The sequence below is a fragment of the Lacticaseibacillus chiayiensis genome (genome assembly GCF_004123795.1).
In the GTDB taxonomy this organism is placed as follows: domain Bacteria; phylum Bacillota; class Bacilli; order Lactobacillales; family Lactobacillaceae; genus Lacticaseibacillus; species Lacticaseibacillus chiayiensis.
In genome coordinates, this window is record NZ_MSSM01000005.1 from 117,047 (window position 1) to 135,900 (window position 18,854).

Annotated in this window: 13 protein-coding genes and 1 pseudogene; 1 reads left to right on the top strand and 13 read right to left on the bottom strand. The window is 45.8% G+C overall.

What is annotated here, in order from left to right:
• Positions 1 to 3: 3 nt before the first annotated feature.
• From polA to BVJ53_RS02820, 11 genes and pseudogenes are all read right to left on the bottom strand, one after another.
• Positions 4 to 2,649 (bottom strand): DNA polymerase I, encoded by a 2,646-nt coding sequence (gene polA / locus BVJ53_RS02770; protein WP_129301040.1) that lies wholly within the window; start codon positions 2,647 to 2,649, stop codon positions 4 to 6.
• A 173-nt stretch (positions 2,650 to 2,822) separates the two neighbouring features.
• Positions 2,823 to 3,533, bottom strand: coding sequence for a Bax inhibitor-1/YccA family protein (locus tag BVJ53_RS02775; RefSeq protein ID WP_129301041.1), 711 nt, complete (start codon positions 3,531 to 3,533; stop codon positions 2,823 to 2,825).
• 403 nt (positions 3,534 to 3,936) lie between these two features.
• Complete coding sequence (locus BVJ53_RS02780) at positions 3,937 to 4,929, bottom strand: DUF916 and DUF3324 domain-containing protein (RefSeq protein WP_238150127.1); 993 nt, start codon at positions 4,927 to 4,929, stop codon at positions 3,937 to 3,939.
• 120 nt (positions 4,930 to 5,049) lie between these two features.
• Positions 5,050 to 5,439 carry a hypothetical protein gene (locus BVJ53_RS02785; protein ID WP_129301043.1) on the bottom strand — a complete coding sequence of 130 codons (390 nt, stop codon included), beginning with the start codon at positions 5,437 to 5,439 and terminating at the stop codon, positions 5,050 to 5,052.
• A 5-nt stretch (positions 5,440 to 5,444) separates the two neighbouring features.
• A complete protein-coding gene (locus tag BVJ53_RS02790) occupies positions 5,445 to 6,236 on the bottom strand; it encodes a WxL domain-containing protein (RefSeq protein WP_129301044.1) in 792 nt (263 codons plus the stop codon).
• A 34-nt stretch (positions 6,237 to 6,270) separates the two neighbouring features.
• Complete coding sequence (locus BVJ53_RS02795) at positions 6,271 to 9,837, bottom strand: cell surface protein (protein WP_238150128.1); 3,567 nt, start codon at positions 9,835 to 9,837, stop codon at positions 6,271 to 6,273.
• A 348-nt stretch (positions 9,838 to 10,185) separates the two neighbouring features.
• Positions 10,186 to 11,703 carry a helix-turn-helix domain-containing protein gene (locus tag BVJ53_RS02800; RefSeq protein ID WP_129301045.1) on the bottom strand — a complete coding sequence of 506 codons (1,518 nt, stop codon included), beginning with the start codon at positions 11,701 to 11,703 and terminating at the stop codon, positions 10,186 to 10,188.
• A gap of 270 nt (positions 11,704 to 11,973) precedes the next feature.
• Positions 11,974 to 13,299: a UDP-N-acetylmuramate--L-alanine ligase gene (gene murC / locus BVJ53_RS02805; RefSeq protein ID WP_129301046.1), complete on the bottom strand. Its 1,326-nt coding sequence runs from the start codon at positions 13,297 to 13,299 to the stop codon at positions 11,974 to 11,976.
• Positions 13,296 to 14,990 (bottom strand): annotated as a pseudogene (locus BVJ53_RS02810) (DNA translocase FtsK); the annotation flags it as partial. The pseudogene BVJ53_RS02810 and the gene murC, both read right to left, overlap by 4 nt.
• 827 nt (positions 14,991 to 15,817) lie before the next feature.
• The gene (ytpR, locus tag BVJ53_RS02815; protein ID WP_129301048.1) at positions 15,818 to 16,459 is read right to left on the bottom strand and encodes a YtpR family tRNA-binding protein; all 642 of its coding nucleotides are present in this window, start codon (positions 16,457 to 16,459) and stop codon (positions 15,818 to 15,820) included.
• A gap of 14 nt (positions 16,460 to 16,473) precedes the next feature.
• Positions 16,474 to 16,791, bottom strand: a complete 318-nt coding sequence (locus BVJ53_RS02820; protein ID WP_129301049.1) for a thioredoxin family protein — start codon at positions 16,789 to 16,791, stop codon at positions 16,474 to 16,476.
• A gap of 158 nt (positions 16,792 to 16,949) precedes the next feature.
• Here BVJ53_RS02820 and BVJ53_RS02825 point away from each other — a divergent pair, with 158 nt between their 5' ends.
• Positions 16,950 to 17,330: a hypothetical protein gene (locus tag BVJ53_RS02825; RefSeq protein WP_238150129.1), complete on the top strand. Its 381-nt coding sequence runs from the start codon at positions 16,950 to 16,952 to the stop codon at positions 17,328 to 17,330.
• On the opposite strand, the gene trmB is transcribed toward BVJ53_RS02825, so the two are convergent.
• Together trmB and BVJ53_RS02835 are read right to left on the bottom strand one after the other, a co-directional pair.
• Complete coding sequence (gene trmB, locus BVJ53_RS02830; RefSeq protein WP_129301050.1) at positions 17,284 to 17,922, bottom strand: tRNA (guanosine(46)-N7)-methyltransferase TrmB; 639 nt, start codon at positions 17,920 to 17,922, stop codon at positions 17,284 to 17,286. The genes BVJ53_RS02825 and trmB overlap by 47 nt on opposite strands.
• Positions 17,923 to 18,044: 122 nt before the next feature.
• The gene (locus tag BVJ53_RS02835) at positions 18,045 to 18,818 is read right to left on the bottom strand and encodes a phosphotransferase family protein (RefSeq protein WP_129301051.1); all 774 of its coding nucleotides are present in this window, start codon (positions 18,816 to 18,818) and stop codon (positions 18,045 to 18,047) included.
• Between the last annotated feature and the right edge of the window lie 36 nt (positions 18,819 to 18,854).

The following is an 18,854-nucleotide window of genomic DNA, read 5'->3' on the forward strand; positions in this document are numbered from 1 at the left end:
TCCTTATTTCGCATCAAACCAAGTCGGACCGTAATGGCTATCGACTTTTAACGGAACCGCCAACTGTACAGCAGAGTCCATGATCTTCGGCACAAGCTTGCTAAGCTGCTCCATTTCTGCAGTGGGCGCTTCAAAAATGAGTTCATCGTGAACCTGCAATAACATTTTGGCTTGGAGGTGTGCGTTGGCTAATGCTTGTTGCATGCGAATCATCGCAACTTTAATAATGTCCGCTGCACTGCCTTGAATCGGCGTGTTCATCGCGGTGCGTTCGGCAAATTTACGTAAATTAAAGTTGCGCGAATGAATTTGCGGCAAATAGCGGCGACGATGAAATAGTGTCTCAACATAACCGTCTTCACGCGCCTTTTTAACCATATTCGTCATGTAATCGTGAACCTTTGGGTACTGCTCGAAATACCCATCGATGAAGGCTTTGGCTTGCTTACGGGAAATTCCGATATTCTGTGCTAACCCGTAATCGCTAATACCATAGACAATCCCAAAATTAGTCGCCTTGGCTTGTCGGCGCATGTCCGGGGTGACTTGGTCCGGGGAATCTAGGCCAAAAATCTTCATAGCGGTGTTGGCATGAATATCGACACCATTTTTGAAAGCTTGCTGCATATTCTCGTCACCGGAAATATGGGACAAGACACGCAGTTCGATTTGTGAGTAGTCCGAACTAAAAATCTGCCAATCCGGATGGGACGGCACAAATGCCTTCCGAATGATTTTACCTTCGTCGCGAGCCGGAATGTTTTGCATGTTCGGATCAACGGAACTTAAGCGGCCTGTCTGGGTTAATGTCTGCAGGTAACGGGTATGAATCTTGTGATCCGGCATTTGCGCCTTCAGTAAGCCCACAACATACGTCGAATTCAACTTCGACCAGCCGCGATAATCCAGAATGTCCTGGACGATCGGGCTAGCTGATTTCAGCTCGTTTAGGACATCAACACTAGTGGAATAGCCTGTCTTGGTCTTTTTGATGACCGGCAAATTCAGCTTTTCAAATAAGATTTCGCCCAGTTGCTTCGGCGAATTCAAATTGAACTTAACGCCAGCCTCGCCGTAAATCTTTTCTTCCAACACCTTAATACTTTGTGAAAATTCGGCACCCATGTCTTTCAAGGTTTGCGCATCAAGCGTAATGCCCTGAATCTCCATTTCTGCCAACACCCGCGCTAAAGGCATTTCCATATCCGTGAAAAGATCGGTCTGTTCCTGCTTGGCCAAATCTTCGGTTAAGTCAGGACGTAGGGCAAAGAGCGCCATTGACTTGCGGGCAAACTGGGCGAACAGCTTTTTATCTTCCGGTACTTGGCGCTTGGCTCCTTTACCATAAACATCTTCGTCCCGTGGCAGGTCATGATAGTCGTGGTCTTCTGCAATTTTGCCTAAATCATTGCTATTTTCATCTGGATTGATCAAATAAGAGGCCAATAAAACGTCAAACGCGATGTCTGGTAGCTTTAACCCTAAACGATGAGCGGCCACGATATTGCGCTTACCATCAAATACTGTTAAGTCGCGCTTCGAATCGCCAAGCCACTTAGCCACTTCCGGAATGGTCAGCAAAGAGACATCCGTGCTGACATATGTTTCATCTTTCGTGCCAATGAAGAAGCCGATCTGATCGGCGATATGATAATTGTCGGTCAACATTTCGATTTCAAAAGTAAGTGGTTCCGTGATTTTCGTTAGAGCCAAGACGGACTTGTCATCCAGTACCGAAAAATGAACCGGCTGCGTGGGCTTAGTCACATCTCCGCCGATCTTTTTCAATAACGAGTTCATGTTCATCTTGGCATAAAAATCTCGCAACTTGGCTAAATCAGGCCCGGAATAAGCCACGTCAGCCAAGTCGACCGTAACAGGGGCGTCCCGATCAATCGTGGCAAGTTGCTTACTAAGATAGGCCTTGTCCTTGTCATTAATAAGGTTTTCTTTCAGTTTTGACGTTTTCATCTCGTCAATGTTGGCATAAAGGTTGTCAATGCTGCCATACTGCTTCAACAATTTCAATGCGGTTTTTTCGCCGACTTTGGTAACCCCCGGATAATTGTCAGAGGTGTCACCCATCAAGCCTTTCAGGTCGATTATCTGCGTGGGTGTAATACCCAGCTTTTCTTTGACATGTTCCGGCGTATACGCCTCAAGCTCATTGACGCCTTTGACGGTCACTTGCACCGTGGTCTGGTCAGTGGTCAACTGGGTCAAATCCCGGTCGCCCGTCACGATCGTCGTTTGCCAGCCAGCGTCGTCTGCACGCTTCGCCATGGTTCCGATGATGTCATCAGCTTCATAATCTTTTAATTCATAATGCTGAATGCCCATGTCGTCAAGCAATTCTTTAATATACGGCAGCTGTTCCAGTAACTCGCTTGGCGTCTTGGCCCGGCCACTTTTATAATCAGCATATTTCGCAGTTCGGAACGTTGTCTTACCGGCATCAAAGGCTACCAGAGCCGCATCTGGCTGAACCGATTTCAACACAATTTCGAGCATGTTGTTGAAGGCGTAAATGGCATTGGTGTGTAGCCCATCCTGATTGGTGAACCGATCGAGCTGATTGTATAAGGCAAAAAAAGCGCGAAACGCAATCGAGTTGCCGTCAATCAGTAATAACTTAGTCTGACTCGTCATATATGAGCTTCCTTTTCTTCTCAGACCACCTCTGAAGATGTCATGAGTTAATCGTCACAATCATTGTACCAAATTCTAAGCTTTTTTGGCGGGTGGTTCACATTCGGGTTTCACCGTTAGCATTAGTTTTGTGCAGAAAAAAAAGCCGGCGATCAGCCAGCTTTTGAATGCATTTAATTATTATTGTTGCCAACGCCCAGAATCTGCAGAATAGCGGTGAATAGGTTCAGGAAGTCGAGATAGAGCATCAACGCTCCGACAACAGCCAGGGAATTTTCTGAAATTGCCGCCTGACCGTCACTGCCGGTTGTCAGGTAAAGGTTCTTTAAACGCTGTGTATCCCAAGCGGTCAAGACGATGAAGATAATCAAGATTGCATAGGAAATCAACATTTGCAGACCTGTCGAACCCATAAACATATTAACTAACGACATTAGGATCACGCCGACCAACGCCACCATTGCAATGTTGCCAGCCTTGCTCAAATCACGCTTGCCAAAATGGCCAACCATCGACATGACGAGGAAGACTACCGCTGTTGTTGCCAGTGCAACTGCAAGATTTGAAGTCCGTGCAACCATCGCCACGCTCGCAAAAGTAAAACCAAAGCTTGCGGACATCAGATAAAACATCAACGTTGCGTAACCCGAACTTGCCTGTGCCCGTCGTCCTGTGACAAAAAAGGACAAAATCAATGGCAGGGCAAGCATAATCCAAAAAACAATTTGGTGGCCACTAACAAAGTTCACGTAAGCGGTTTTAAAAGTGACTCCCAATAAATAACTGACGAGCGCCGTCACAACCAGCCCGCTCCCCATCAAGGTGTAGATGCGGGAGAAGAACTGTGTCAAGCCGGCCTCGTTCACAACACGGCGTTCTTGCATATTGCGTTCATTCCTTTCAACTATCTAAATCCATTATAACTGCTATTGTAGCATTTGTCAGTCCGACCAACGACCGATCTTGTCAAATCGTTAATTCTAGTTCATTAGCCGGCTTTAACAGTCGAAAAATCAGTGTCAAACGATTGAAGAACAGCAAAAGTGCCCAAGTTATCATTCTCAGCCACAATATAAAAACAGGCATCAATTTCAATATGCTCGAAAATTGTGCCTGTCTCTTGTTTCAATATAGCTCGTTTGTCGGAAGTTTTAAGATGCTTGAGAAACCGAGTAATTGTAGGCCAAATGAAAGCAGACGACGCCACTCCACTCAAGTTCTGATCAGCCAGAAATGACGGCGTTCGACAGGGCATGAAAGTTATTGTCCGAGATCATACGAGCAAAATTACCGCGGGTGTTGGCGCTGGGCAAGGATTTTTTTTAAACCGGCGTAGCTCACAATTCCGATCACAATGCCACCACCGAGAAATAAATACCACGGCAACGCCTGCTTTGGCGGCTCGGGTTTCGCCAACGTTCTGATTTGGTTCGCAGCTTGTTTAGAAACTGTAAAAACCTGCTTCAACTTCCACGTCCGTCCACTTCCTTTGGCCATTAACTCAAGTCGGTACTTTCCCGGTTTCAAAGGTGTTTTTTCAAGGCCCATCTTAAAATTGAAATTGGAATTCGGTGCCATGTTAATGCGATCCTGCTCAGCCTGATGAATGACTTTACCACCACTAGCCCGATACAGATAACCTTGTACCTGAAGGTTTCGCAAAATGGCTGCTTCAAAGTTTTGAACCTGTGCAAGAATGGCTGGCCGCCTGTGATCATTTGCTGTCACAACTTTCTGCAATTTCAAATCCGGTCCGACAGGTTGATCAGACTCTGTAAGCATCAAACCCACGGCATAAACATAGCGATTAGTGACAGCACCCTTTTCCGTCCACTTATCATCCGGCTTGGCTTTAAACTGTAACCCACCAAGCACGGTTCCCAAAAACGGCTTCGAGGGCATTTTCAAATGAATTTTAACGACTCGCTGATTGAGCGCGGGGATCGTTACCTCGGCGGGCACGCTCACGACATCTTTTAGGTTCACTGACAAAGACGGGTCAGCCGGTTTGGGTGACTTCCCGTACTCGACGACTCCATTATCATTGGTAAACGCTGAATGAGCCGCAATCAAAACAGTCAAGGCCGTAGTGTTTCGATTCTGAATGACGACCTCTAGATCCTGTTCTTGGTTTGGTGAGACCCTTAAGTCAAAATAGGTTTGGCTTGAGTCCCGTTGATTAGCCGGCAAAACTGTCTTAACCGTGAATCCCGCATCATCGGCAGCCAAAGTCTGTTGTGGGCTGAAGCCGATCAAAACAGCGATAAGTCCAAAAGCCAAGCACCATAGGGACCGATTTTTTTTAGTCATTTTTCTTATTGCAACTAGCCCAAAATGTCACCTGCCATGGTGATCCAAAATTACCACGGGATTAGCCATATGCCGACCTTTGCACTAAGTTTATCCTTTCTTCAGAGTTAAGCGAATGGTCCATTTCTTCCGCCAATAGAAACCAACTGCCATTAAAAGAACAGCGACACCAAAAATAACTGATTTGTTTCGGACCCATTCATTTAGTTTTGGCAAGCGCCCTGTTTTTCGCAAATCAGCGGTCGTCTGAGATGCCTCAAATTCGGACACTTCAGCATCGACAAAACGAAGCGGTTTAAAGTCAGGCAGTGGCGCTGTCGGATCTGTCGGACCGTTTTCCACAACCTGAGTCCGCGAATCAATCCTCACTTCAAGTCGTGCCTCGGTTTCTAAGGTGCTTGCGTCAGCATCCTTTAAGGGGGTCGCGCAGATCATGAAGGCTAAAATTGCGAGTCCACCGCCGATACTTGTCCTTACCATCCTGACTAAATCGGCGCACTGGTTAGCGTCCATGTTAATTTGCTGGTAAACGCGCCTGATTTCAAACCTTTTGTCTTGTAGCTTTCAGCCGGTACCGTCAACGAAACCCCTTCACCTGCTTTAGCCGAATTAAAAAGGTTAATAAACGTTCCTTTGGCAACTTCTTTGTCGTTAACTGCCAAAATATCCATTGCTTGCCCGTCGCCCATATAAATATTCACAGCTTTTTTCAGACCAAACCGTGCACTCACATCCTGTGCTCGGCTGTCGATCACACGACTTTCAAGCAACGTAATGAAAGCATCCTTGATTTTGACTGTGTTAACGACTTTCCCCTGGCTGTCTTTTTCTTCTGACTGAAGATCAGATGCAGATAAGCTGACTTTCCAAGCATCTGCTCCCAAGCGTTTGTCGGTTACCTGAAGGCGATTGGGCACGGCCACCTTTTGGCCATTTTGATCGGTCCAAAGATCAGCTTTGGCATACACGGTGATGGCAGCGTCGGGATCGAGTTTTAATTGACCAAAATCAAATTTTGAGACATAGTCCAGTGTCAAGGCATCACCGCCCGCATTTTTGGTATTATCTTGGCCGCCAACGACATTAGACGACTTTTCTTTTGGGTTAAGTGGATTTAAAACACTGGTCGGCGCGTCAGATCGCAAAATCTTGACACTGCCATCGGTTGTTACAGAGCGCGCATCGTCAGCAGAGACAATAGTCGAACTTGTCTTTGTTGCCATGCCAAGTGTCAATGCTGCGAGCGTCAAAAGTTTTAAATGATTGTTCCTTCTCATGAGTCATCTTCCTCCTAAATAAGTGAGTTACAACTTAAACCGGCGTATCACCTAGTGTCCATTGCAACTTAAAATCATAAGTGTCAGGCGCAAAATCAAACAGGTTTTCCGGAATCCGCAACAATAGTCCTGCTTGTGGATCATAAGTAAAGCTGTGATCGATTTGCGCATTAGAAACCTTTTTAATCCGTTGGTTCTTCCCAATCAATAGCGGATATTCGCGGCCATCTTCGCGAAAAAATAATAGCGGTTGTTGCAATATCCTTTTTTTGCTATCAGTAAACGGTACCGATTGTTGAACATCTAACGTCCAGCTTGTCTTGCGGCTGCGACCGTCGCGAATTTTAATGGTCATGGTTGACTGGTCGCCCACTCTAGGAACTTCTATTCGTTGTCCGTCAATTCTGACATTGCCGAAATTAACCACTTTTGGCATTTGAACAAAGCTGAGACTGCCTTCGGTGACGACAATAGGAATTTCGTAAACATAGGCGATCCGGTGTTGGCGGTCGGCGATGCTTAGTTGGCTAACTTTAAGCCGAACCTTCTTTGTCCCGACCGTTTTTAAGTCCGGTATCTCAATTGATTCGATCGTCAACTGAGATTGTTGCTTTGCGACGTCGTTTTTAATCACTTTTTCGACCTTAGAAACCGGTGTGTGGTTTTCAAATGTTAACGGTGAGAAAACCATTTGATTTAGATCCAGCAACCGGTACCCTTTTGTGGTGACTTCAAACAACCACTCTTTTGGGTTTGAGCGTTTATTTATTTTCTGGGCAACACCGTCCCGAAATAAACTCACTTTATTTTCAGTATGTTGCACAGCGAGCACATCCCCGGGTTTCGTTGCAGCTACCCGATCCTTACCCCACTGATCAAGTAATTGTTGCTTACGGGTGTCGCCTTTTGCCGTCATTTCGGTAGCAAGTTGTTTTTGGTCATGAACAGTTAACATGGCGTCACGACTTGTGTAAAGCGCCACATTTAGGTATTGGCGACCTGAAAAGACACTATGGACCGCCCGATCATCATCGCTAAGGCCATCTGTTGCCACGATTTGCCACTGATTCTGCTCCTTAACCAGCGCCATGACACCGCCACCGTTGCGCGCTATCATTTCATAACCGTTCAAGACAATAGCATTCCCATAACCGACCTTCATGGTGTTAGTTGATAATAGACTGCCGGTACTGGCGTCAAAACGCATCGTTATTTCGATAGGTTTACCGATTTTGGTTAACCGCTTATTCCTAGGATTCAACAGTTGGTTGATGGCTTGCGGACGGTTAGTCGTTAGCTTTTGATCGCCCCAAATGATGTTTTGATCGTTATATTCTTTGGCAGAAACCAACATCCCCCCGAGCCTTTCGGTGGTGACGGTTTCGCCCAAATTAAAGGCTATCGGTTGTGTAGCAAAGGTTGCCCGCTTGACGACTTGCACTGGTACGTCATAGGTGGCTTCGACTTCCTTACCACTCAAAAGTTGCTCGGAAACGACCACTTTTGCGGATGTTTTGCCAATTTTAGCCACGTCAGGGTTAGTTTCAAAGTGTTTGACTTTCATTTTGCCCGGTAATTTAAAGAACTCCGTCAACCGAAGATCCATCTCCGCTTGCGTGGCATGAACGGGGATGTTGACGCTTTGTGGCCTTAACTGATTCACCTGCAGCGGCCGATAGCCTTTATCCGTGATTTCAAAGTATACTTGCGTAGGCTGATTGAGCGGGGTTATTTGTTTTTCTTTGGAGTCCTGGGTATAGCTGATTTTCCCTTCTTTGTTGGCCACCACGATGACATCGCCTGGGGCAACGGAGCGTTCCCGCTTTTGACCCCATGCGTTGAGAAAGTCCTGTTTTTTAGCACCACCGTCAAACCACTTTAAAGCTTCTTGGGATAGATTCTTGGTGGTTGCCTGTGTCATATCGACATGCGCAATAGCTGCATAGGATGTTCCCTTAAACCGGTCATTTAACGCATGGTTGTCAATAACGGCACCGGATGTTGCGATCACTTTAAGACCGTCATCATCTAATAAAACAAATGCGCCGCCTGCGTCCCGAGATTGGCCGGGTGTATCGCCTTGACCACGCATGATAATCGCATTGCCATATGTGGCGGTTGCCGTCTGGGTTGACTGAATATGGCCGGTATTCGAGTTGAACTGAAACGGCATCGGCAAGTTTTGAAATAACCCATCAAATCGCCAATTATCGGTATTCAGCTTATCTTTTACTCCCTGTGGCAACAATATTTCTATCTGATCATCCACCCAGGGAACCGGTGTCCCATCGAGTTGGTTAGCGCTGACAAACATGCGTCTTAAATTTCTGGTTCGCCACTGCTCACCTAGTAAAAACTGGCCATCCCGTGTTTTAATGTCGCCAGCCGGAATCACATTTAAATCCACTTCATAGTCAAAGTCGGCAATCCGATCTTCTTCTAACACTTCAAAAGTCCGGACAAATGCTTTGGTTTTTCCGGGTTTGCTGACGTCCGGCCGTGTTCTGAATTGTTTGGCAACAATATTGTATTTAATTCCAAGCGCTTTAGGGAATGTGACATTTAGTTCGGCATCAGTGGCGTTTTGCGGCACATCGACCTCTCGGGTTTCAAGCTGATTCACTTTGATTGGTTTGAATCCTTGCCTGGTAATTTGAAAGAAAACTGCCTTCTTGATATTGGGATATTCTGCTTCCGAAAGCGTATGGATCTGCGAATCTTTGGCGTATCTGATTTTTCCTTCAACATTCACAACCTTGATAATGTCGCCAAGGTGCACTGGCTGTATCCGATTCAATCCCCATTGGTTTAGGAAATCCTGCTTCCGGGTATTACCGGTCGCACCGACAGAGCCGTCGATATAATATCCCAAATTCAAAAATTTATGATCTCGCATTGAAATATACTCAAAGCGACCATAAAATCGGTTCCCGAATTTCGAATTGATTTTTTCGTTGTCTCCGCTGCCTCCAGACGTGGCAATCACTTTTAGGACACCATCCGGATCACTGTCAACCAGCGATAGAACACCCATAGCATTACGATTCGTGGATGTCTCGTCACCATCGACAATAATGGCATCACCATACTTGGCAGTTGCCGATCCTTTGCCTTCCACCTTGCCTGAGCGCGAGTAGAACGCTAAGTCAATTTTTTGTTGATCATACAAGGTATCAACACGTTTATCCGGCTCGTTTAGCCCCATTTGCCGGGTAGCATTTCTTACCTTATCAGGAATCGTCGGCCAAATGGCACTGTTCGCATAAGGGACTCTGGTACCATCAGCTTCGTAAGCGCCTTTCATCCACCGTGATCTTGTCTGGGTACTAAAATATTCGCCAAGTTTAAAAACCGCATCCTGGCCTTCGATCCTCGCCCCTGTTTGCTTCAATTTGGCCGAAAAAGGCTGATTGACTGTCTGACTTAAAGGCACCATCGCCGATTGCTTCAGTTTGCTATGTTGCGTCCTTTCAGTCCCTTGCTGTTTCCCGGTTTTCACAGCGGCTGCAATTTGACCTTTAAACCGCAGTTGCGGATGGTTCGAATCTCCTACCAAGAAAAACCAACCAACGCATACGACCGTAAATAGCGCTAATAGCACGAAACACCACCTCATGTGCTTTGACGGCACCTTTATCACTCCTTTCAAATTATCAAATTGTGTAACACTCAATGTTACAAAAACCAATTTTATAGAGGTGAACAATCTCATAAATTTCACATTTTTTGATATTGTGAATACTATTGGTTCTAATTTCCAATTTTGTATGCTTTTTAATTTTATAATTTAAATTAATTATTTATAATTAATATTGGATTAGATGCTGTTTTAAAGGCGCTATCTTTCTGCAACTCTCTAAACTATTTAGGTGTCGGAACCCATATTAGCAACTTTAGAATGTCATAATTCACTAATTTAAAACGTTTCGGAGCTAGGATCCCAGTCTCTCTAAAATGGTTGTTTTTCATGGTGGATCGAGGTTACCAACTTCTTGATTTGATCCATGTCATAAACCGTTTCAATTTTGCTAATACGATATAGATGATCGGCTGCCATGCGCGCTGGCGTCAGTTCAGAAGTCGTTACTAACAAGTCATATGTCTTTGAAGTTTCTGCCGCCTCAATAGCAATTTGACAAACGCCGCCCAAGGCCATTCGCATTCGGTTAACCAAGCCTCCGCTGGCTAACCAGTCGCCCGGGATTAAAATACCGATCCTGACCGGTTGGGCAATTTGTTCATGGATGGCTATTAAAAGATTTAGATAATATCTCGCTGCGAAGCGTCTCTTGGCGACCTCGTCAAACGCGAATCGATCTTTAACCGCGATAGTCGTCAAGCGGTGTGCAAGTGCTTGTAAATTATGGACATCCACAGGGAGCGCTTCCCCAAAGACATCTGGCTTATCGAAACTGTCCAAAAGCATTAACTTCTCGTTAAAGAACTGAACCCTGTGGTGTAATTGGTTCAACGAATAATGAATACGTATTTGCGACGCAACAGAAACATGCGCATCAAAGGCTGGAAATATTTGATGCAAGGCCGTTAAGAATTCCTGATTTCTTTGATGAATGATCGGTAGTGCCGTGGCCAAGTATTTTTGAACTTGGCTCGATTCCATTTTTGATAAATCAAGAATTTCCATGGAACACATAAAAATATAAATGTTATAGACTTCAAACTCGTCCAAAACCAACGCATGCTTTTTGGCAATTTCAAATAACCAGTTTCTTATCAACTGATAGAGTCGATCACTTTTCAATTGCTGAAGAATGTTTTCAGAGACGTCGGTAAAGCGTTTGTCACTGGTAAAATGCCGTTTAAGTGCAATGCCAAGCCACACCGATAACTTGATTTCGCCATCATGTGAGAACTTAAACTGCGATTGCTTCTCGAATCGCTTGATGTATCGGCGAACCGAAAAAGTTTCTGCCAAAGCGGCCAGTTGTTTTGCATCATAGCTGTTCAAAACCAGTTGATAGTACAAATACCGAATCTCAACTTCAGAGCCAATCAAAGTACTATTCTTAATTTTCAAAGCGTATGGCTTCATCGCATGATTCAATTGCTTGATTTTACGAAAGATCGCCGCCTTACTCATGTAAAGTTCGGTTGTTAAATCACCTACTCGGCACTTACCTTTTTCAAGAAGCGTTGCCAAAATACGATATTCTTTTGACTGCCGCAAAAGCTGACGATACAGCCCGTCAAATAGAATCGGCTTTTTCGTTTCCAAAAAAATCCGACGTCCCTTTCCTTCATTGCATTGCCTGATTTGAGCTGCTTCATTGAAAGTTTGCAGCCGTTGCTGTAAGGAAGCCACGGTGGCAGCGAGTGTGCTTGGCGTCACCTGCAAACTTTCAAGTAACTGCTGATAGGAACAACCCGGCGTACTGGCTGCTAAAAGTAACTGTAATAGTCTGACATCTCTGGCCTCGTTATTTTCAATGAAATCAAACAGGTTCATACTTTTCGCCTCGCTATCTCATGATTGAAATGTCTTAAGCAATCATTCATCATTGTTTAATAATATTATCATGATGGCGCTATCAAGTCAGCATAAACTTTCTGTATCAATTTTGATTATTGGTCGTGAAATATAACATTCACAATAAATGTTCTCTCATTATTGATCATACATAAATAAAAATCCCGATATAAACCGTTGCCTTAGTTTAAAGTGCAATGGTTTATATCGGGATATGTTACCAAAAATTGTTTAATTCATTTCGTCATTTTAATTTTTTGAGGATGATTCCTGTTCAAGCAATGATTCATAAGTCTTTTCGTACTTTTGAATGTCGCCGGCACCCATGAAAACGACAACCGCATGATGGAACTTCAGCAGCGGCCGCATGTCTTCCTGATGGATAACCGCAGCGCCTTTGATTTGCGCCACGACATCCTCTGATCGAATGTTGCCATTTTTTTCGCGAGCAGAACTGAAAATCGGTGTCAGGAATGTCTGATCAGCTTGGCTCAAGACTTGGACATATTGTGGTTCATAGGCTTTGGTTCGACTATAAGTATGAGGTTGGAAAACCGCAATGATCGCTTTATCAGGATACTTTTGGCGAGCCGCATCCAGCGTGGCTTTGATTTCATTAGGGTGATGGGCATAATCATCCACAATGATCATATCCTTGAGATTCTTTTCTGCAAAACGCCGCTTGACCCCGCCGAAGTTCCCCAGCTCACGGGCAATCAACCCGGCATCAAGTTTCTCCATATGTGCGACGGCAACAACGGCCAACGCATTGAGAACACTGTGTTCGCCAAACAGTGGCACAAAGAAATGGCCAATCAGCTGATCGTGAAAATAAGCATCAAAACTGCTGCCTTTGGTATCGCGATCCACGTTCCGCGCCTGAAAATCGTCCCGATTACTGGTGCCGTAATAATAAACTGGTACCTTAGCCTTTAATTTGCGCAGCCAAGGATCGTCACCCCAGGCAACAATCGCTTTTTGAACCTGATTAGCCTCAGTTTCAAAGGCATCGTAAACGTCTTCGAAACCATGATAATAGTCAGGGTGATCAAAATCGATGTTGGTCATAATCATGTAGTCTGGATGATAGGCAAGAAAATGACGCCGATATTCGTCCGCTTCAAAAACAAAGAACTTTGAATCGCGCACCCCTTTGCCGGTACCATCACCAATCAAATAACTGGTTTTGGCAACGCCGCTTAACGTGTGGGCAAGTAAACCGGTTGTGCTGGTTTTGCCATGAGCACCGGCAACCCCGATACTGGTATAACCCTTAATCAATTGGCCGAGGAACTCATGATAGCGATAAATAGTCAGTCTCATCGCCTTGGCCTGCTTGATTTCCGGATGATCGTCAGTAAAACTATTGCCGGCGATGACAGTATAGCCCGGCTTGAGATTGGCAGGATCAAATGGAAGCATGGTGATTCCGGCTGCCACTAATCCTTTTTGCGTAAACGTGTATTGGGTAATATCACTGCCCAACACCTTGTAGCCCAAATCATGTAACACCAATGCCAATGCACTCATTCCTGAGCCTTTGATACCGATAAAATAATAGGTTGCCTTTGTCATGACGATTGTTCCTCTTTCTTTGCTTGTGTGTAGTAAACTTCACGCGGCTTTGCGCCTTTAGCTGCCGATACTAGGTGTTTGGCTTCCAATGTATCAATCAGATTGGCTGCGCGGTTGTAACCAATTGAAAAGACCCGCTGCAGTTTTGACGTCGAAATGTGACGCTCACCGGCAAGATAGTCCAAAACATCGGGCATAAGCTCATCTTCATGGGCATTACTTGCTTCCGCCGACTTGACGAGTCCAGCTGGATCAAATAGATACCGTGGTCCTTGTTGCGCCTTCACATAATCCACAATATCATCGATTTCTCGATCCACAAAGGTCCCTTGTAGCCGAATCGGTTGACTGGCACCATTACCTAAGTAAAGCATATCGCCACGACCCAATAGGCGCTCGGCTCCAGCTGTATCGATAATCGTCCGGGAATCGACTTGACTAGCGGTCATGAAAGCGATACGCGTGGGAATGTTATTCTTAATTGTGCCAGTAATCACATCAACACTGGGACGCTGTGTAGCAACCAGAAGGTGAATGCCGGCTGCACGTGCTTTGGCAGTGATCCGGGCAATATCGTCTTGAATCTCGCTCCCCGCCGCTAACATCAAATCTGCAAGCTCATCAATAATGATCACCAGATAAGGAAGAACTTGATTGTATTCCTGATGACGTTTGGCTTTCGCGTTAAACTGTTCCAAGTTGCGTACGCCAGCAGCCGCTAGTTTCTTATAGCGGTCATTCATCGTCGTCACAACCCATTTCAACGCCGCGCTGGCTGCTTTTGGATCGGAAATAACCGGCGAAACCAAATGCGGTAAGCCGTTATACCCGGCTAATTCAACAGCCTTGGGGTCAATCAACAACAACCGTACCTGCTGAGGTGTAGCTTTATAAAGCAATGAGACCAGCAAACTATTGATAAAAACCGATTTACCGGATCCAGTCGCACCGGCAATCAAACCATGCGGCATCTTAGCTAGGTTTGTGACAACCGGCTGGCCAAAAAGATTAACCCCGAGCGCAATGGTCAGCGGTGATTTTGCCTGCTGAAAGGCCGGTGTATCGAGCACCTCCCGCAACATAACCGGTCGCGGTTTCAAATTGGGAATTTCGATACCGACCGTATTTTTACCTGGAATCGGCGCTTCGATGCGAATATCTTTAGCGGCTAGGGCAAGTTTAAGGTCATCATTCAAATTGGTGATTTTGCTGACCTTGACACCGCTAGCCAAACTAATCTGGAATTGCGTCACAGTAGGCCCAATGGTATGGGCGACAACACGCGCATCGACGTTAAAAGCGTGAAGTGTTTGGTCTAGCCGCTGCCGTTGCTGAACCACCCAGTCATGCTGGGCTGTCTGATCGGCAATAACAGGCGGAGAGAGTAATCGTAGTGGCGGAATCGTATTGTTCGCATTGGAACCATCTATTGCAGGTACTGGCTTGACCGCATTCTCTGGCGTCGTCATGGATGCCGGCAAACCAGCTGTTACTGAATGCGGCGCGGTTGACACATTTGAGTCGTGAGGTTCTTGAGCTGTTGCCATGACTGACGCTTTTCCGTCACTTTTATTGGCTAACGACTTTGCCTTTTGCGCCGCTAACGCTTTTCGCAGTTTCTTGGCCTCATGTTTACGGCGCAACGCTTCAATCCGCGCAGCTTTGCGACTATTTGATCCATGTGGCTTTGCTTCGGACACAGGATGGCCAATCGAAGATTTTAGCAGTGCTGAAGCTGCTTCTGACGATAGTTGTGTGGTTTTTTCAGCACTTGGCGACTGGTGAGGCTTCGAATCAGCAGGGACCCGTGCAACATCCGGTGCTGAAGAAATGTTATCAGCCTGCGCATCGTGGCTTTCGTCAACTTCATCGGTAGTCGATACCATTTGCTCTGAAGCAGGCTCTCGGGAAGCAGGCGAAATTGCGTCAAACGCCGCTTCTTCATCTGCTTGTGATAACGGTGACACCGTGATCGTGAGTGATGCCCCATCTGTTGGGGTGCTCAGTGCAATACCATGTCCTGCAAAAAGATAAATACTTTGTTCATCCGGACGTAAAGCTGTTGCAATTTGCTGATAGTCAATCCGTTCTTTTGGCAGCGCTCTGACTGTGCTTTCAGGCATTGTCAGGCTTTCAAGGTGCGAGTGATCATGCAAGTCGTACGGATGGCTTATTGCTCGCAAATCCGCCTGTGCTTCCGCTACCTTTCGCGGAGTCACAGTCCTCTTAGGCTCATGCGACAGCTGCGGCGGCAAGTGATAAGCCTCGTCTTGTGATTCTGTCCATTTTGAATTCGTTAACCCGGATTCGGGAGTTGGCAGTTGATTTTGATGTAAAAATGCCGGCCCATCATAATGTGCCATAATCGAATCCCCTTTTTATCGTGTTTTGACAGTGTCTCTATTTTAGCATAAGGACCGCTTCCTCGAATCCCAGATCATTAAAAATAATCTTTTACGCAAAAAAAGACTCGAGAGCCGGTTTCGCTCTCGAGCTAATTTAATACACGTGTCTAAATTCATTTTGCTTGATCAGCAACCACCGCAGCTGCTTCTTTAGCATTAAATGGCGTGCCGGCAGCTAAATGATCCGGCATCACCAAAATACCACGGCGTTGTGGAGCACCTGGGATCGCTAATTCGCGCGCGCTACTGATCATGCCGTAAGAAGCAACTCCACGCAAAGAATCCGGCCAAATAATTTTACCATCTGGCATCATGGCACCAGGCAATGCTACAACAACCGTCTGACCTAACGCTGCATTAGGGGCACCGCATACGATCTGCACCTGCTTATCACCAATATCAACCTGTGCCACGTGCAAATGATCGGCATCGGGATGAGCCTTGAAATCAACAATTTTGCCAATCACAAACTTTGGCTTGTCGTCGACTTCAAGCTTCCCAGGCAACCCGGCTTGCTGAATAGCCGCATTTAGTTGAGACACCTGATCCTCGGTTAACTTAACCTGACCTTTAGCGTTAATGGTGCCCAACCACTGGCTCACTTTGAGAAAGTTATAGCCGATAACTTGGCCCTGATCATTTAAAATAGCGACAATGTCACCCTTTTGTTGCGTCGTCTGATCCTCTGTATCCGGTCCCGTGATCGCAATCAACGTGTCACCGAATGCCGGGTGATTATAACTGGTAATAAGCATGTGAACCTCCAAAATTAATGCAAGCCGTTGATAAAGTCCTCGACTTGCTGTTTCGTTTTACGATCTTTATTGACAAACCGACCGATTTCCTTGCCGTCTTTGAAAGCAATAAAGCTCGGAATGCCAAAGACGCCCATGTCCTGGGCAACTTCCAAATTCTTGTCCCGATCAACGCCAATGAATTCATAATCAGAAAAGTCCTTTTCGATTTCTGGCATCGCCGGTTTGATGAAACGGCAATCCGGGCACCAATCCGCAGAAAAGAACAACATTTTCTTGCCTGGTCGCTTAACCTCGTCCATAATTGCTGTGTTTGATCCAAGTTCTTTCATAGCCAACATCCTCTCGCTTACTATTTACAAGTAACTATAACAGGAAAACAGCGCATGCGCAATGTTACCATTTACAATTTACATTATACTTAAGTTAAGGGTTTAGTCACAAGATGAGCGTTATACACAACGTCATGTCGACACAAAGAGGGGTTACGATGCGTATGTCAAACTTGAAAACATTTCGTCCTGTTTGGTTAACGCCAGTCATCATAGCAGGTACATCGGCACTTATCTACCACCGGCTCTATTACCATACCATCCCAAACCGGCTCTTAGCTGTCATGAAAGCCGGATTTGTCAGCCTTGGAACAATCGAAAGTAGTTGGATCAACATGTATCCGACAACCATCAAAACGGCAGCCGATCAGCACGTCCGGGTCTATACAGGCGGCTTAACCATTCACAATAACCAAACACGTCAGCAATTTGAATTTGCCGTTCAACCAGATGGCACGTTATGGCGACTCAGTCGGCATGTCAGGTCAACCGCTAAAAATGCGCAACCAATTCGTAAATTCGACCACCGTCTGCGCTGAATTTCTCCTCGTATTCAGTCGGCACATTATCGGTAACGCGTTTGTCATGGTGCACGTCCAATGAGACCAGTTCAAACGTCATCCCAAAATTATTCAAGCTGACTAACGAGTATTCAAAGAAACCCTGATTGTCGGTTTTAAACTGCAATAACGCGTTTGGCTTCATAATCGCCTGGTACTGGCTTAAAAAATTACGATACGTCAGCCGCCTTTTTTCGTGTCGAGTTTTTGGCCACGGATCGGAAAAATTAAGAAACAAGCCGCTAATTTCGCTATCGTCAAAATAATCAGTTAAATCAGCGCCGTCCCCTAAAACGAGTTGTAGGTTTGGCAATTTTAAAGCCACTTGTTTCTTCAAAATCATCGCAATCGCAGCTTCTTGTAGTTCTAAGGCGATGAAATTATGTTCTGGATGTGCTTGGGCCATAGCAACAATGAATTGACCCTTGCCGGAGCCGACTTCAAGATATAGTGGTTGTTCCTTATCAAATCGCGTCTGCCATTGACTGGCCATGTTTTCAGGCCGCACGAGGATCAATTCAGGGTGTGCGGCAATTAATGGCTTGGCCCAAGTTTTGTTACGTAATCGCATTGGTATCTTTCCTTATCTTTGAGTGTTGTCTACAGTATTGGTTTACGCTCACATAAGCAAAAGACCTGTGACAAGACTGATTGCCAAAGGTCTTTTGCTTTACTGCATCTTACGCCATTTTATTAATGTGCTGATTGTAATGTTTCGAACTGGCGCAAGACTTGAGCCACTTCGTCTGACCGTTTATGCAGTGCGGCAGTCTTCATATCGCTTAATAAATGCAGATCGCCGTACCAATAAAGGCGATGTTGCAACTGCTCATCAACGGTTGCCTCATAAGCTGCCAGGAACGCCGGCCAAGTGTCGCGGTTACCATAATGCGCCATAACGTCGGCGAGGTCGTATGCCGGATCACCTAACGCGACCTGCTCCCAGTCAACCAAGTAAAGCCGACCGTTTGCACGAAGCCAGTTTTTGTGATTCAAATCACCGTGGCAGACACTTTGCACGGTCACTCGCGGTACCCAACGCTCTAAATCCATCAACGCCCGCTGTACCTGAGGTTGCGCTGCAAGATTTTCCGGAAAATCATGTAACAGGTCTTGTCTTAATCGATCAGGATCCAATACCTGTCCGCCAACTTGCCGAAGCATGCGTTTTAACAAACTCGAATGATGCACCTTGGCTAACATTCTAGCAACGACCGGCTGCATCATTTGCCCGCGGGTCAACGTTTCGCCGTCTAGCCATTCTTGTGCGGTTAGCACATCGCCGGTACTGACGCGGCGTGTCCATAGCAACCGCGGGGTAATGTGTTCAACTGAAAGTGCCGCAAGAAATGGCGAAGCGTTACGTTTAAGGAAATACTTTTGATTCGCATAAACCCCAAGAAACGCACTTCCGGTGGCACCGCCTGCAGGCTGCAGGGACCACCCGGCATCTAATTCAAACTCCATAGGCACTACTCCTTATATCTGGCCGCAGGAATGGTT

Coding starts and splice junctions, on each gene's coding strand:
- BVJ53_RS02820 (WP_129301049.1), bottom strand. CDS start 16,791: ATGAAAGAACTTGGATCAAACACAGCAATTATGGACGAGGTTAAGCGA.
- polA (WP_129301040.1), bottom strand. CDS start 2,649: ATGACGAGTCAGACTAAGTTATTACTGATTGACGGCAACTCGATTGCG.
- trmB (WP_129301050.1), bottom strand. CDS start 17,922: ATGCGATTACGTAACAAAACTTGGGCCAAGCCATTAATTGCCGCACAC.
- BVJ53_RS02775 (WP_129301041.1), bottom strand. CDS start 3,533: ATGCAAGAACGCCGTGTTGTGAACGAGGCCGGCTTGACACAGTTCTTC.
- BVJ53_RS02790 (WP_129301044.1), bottom strand. CDS start 6,236: ATGAGAAGGAACAATCATTTAAAACTTTTGACGCTCGCAGCATTGACA.
- BVJ53_RS02835 (WP_129301051.1), bottom strand. CDS start 18,818: ATGGAGTTTGAATTAGATGCCGGGTGGTCCCTGCAGCCTGCAGGCGGT.
- BVJ53_RS02785 (WP_129301043.1), bottom strand. CDS start 5,439: ATGGTAAGGACAAGTATCGGCGGTGGACTCGCAATTTTAGCCTTCATG.
- ytpR (WP_129301048.1), bottom strand. CDS start 16,459: ATGCTTATTACCAGTTATAATCACCCGGCATTCGGTGACACGTTGATT.
- BVJ53_RS02800 (WP_129301045.1), bottom strand. CDS start 11,703: ATGAACCTGTTTGATTTCATTGAAAATAACGAGGCCAGAGATGTCAGA.
- murC (WP_129301046.1), bottom strand. CDS start 13,299: ATGACAAAGGCAACCTATTATTTTATCGGTATCAAAGGCTCAGGAATG.
- BVJ53_RS02825 (WP_238150129.1), top strand. CDS start 16,950: ATGCGTATGTCAAACTTGAAAACATTTCGTCCTGTTTGGTTAACGCCA.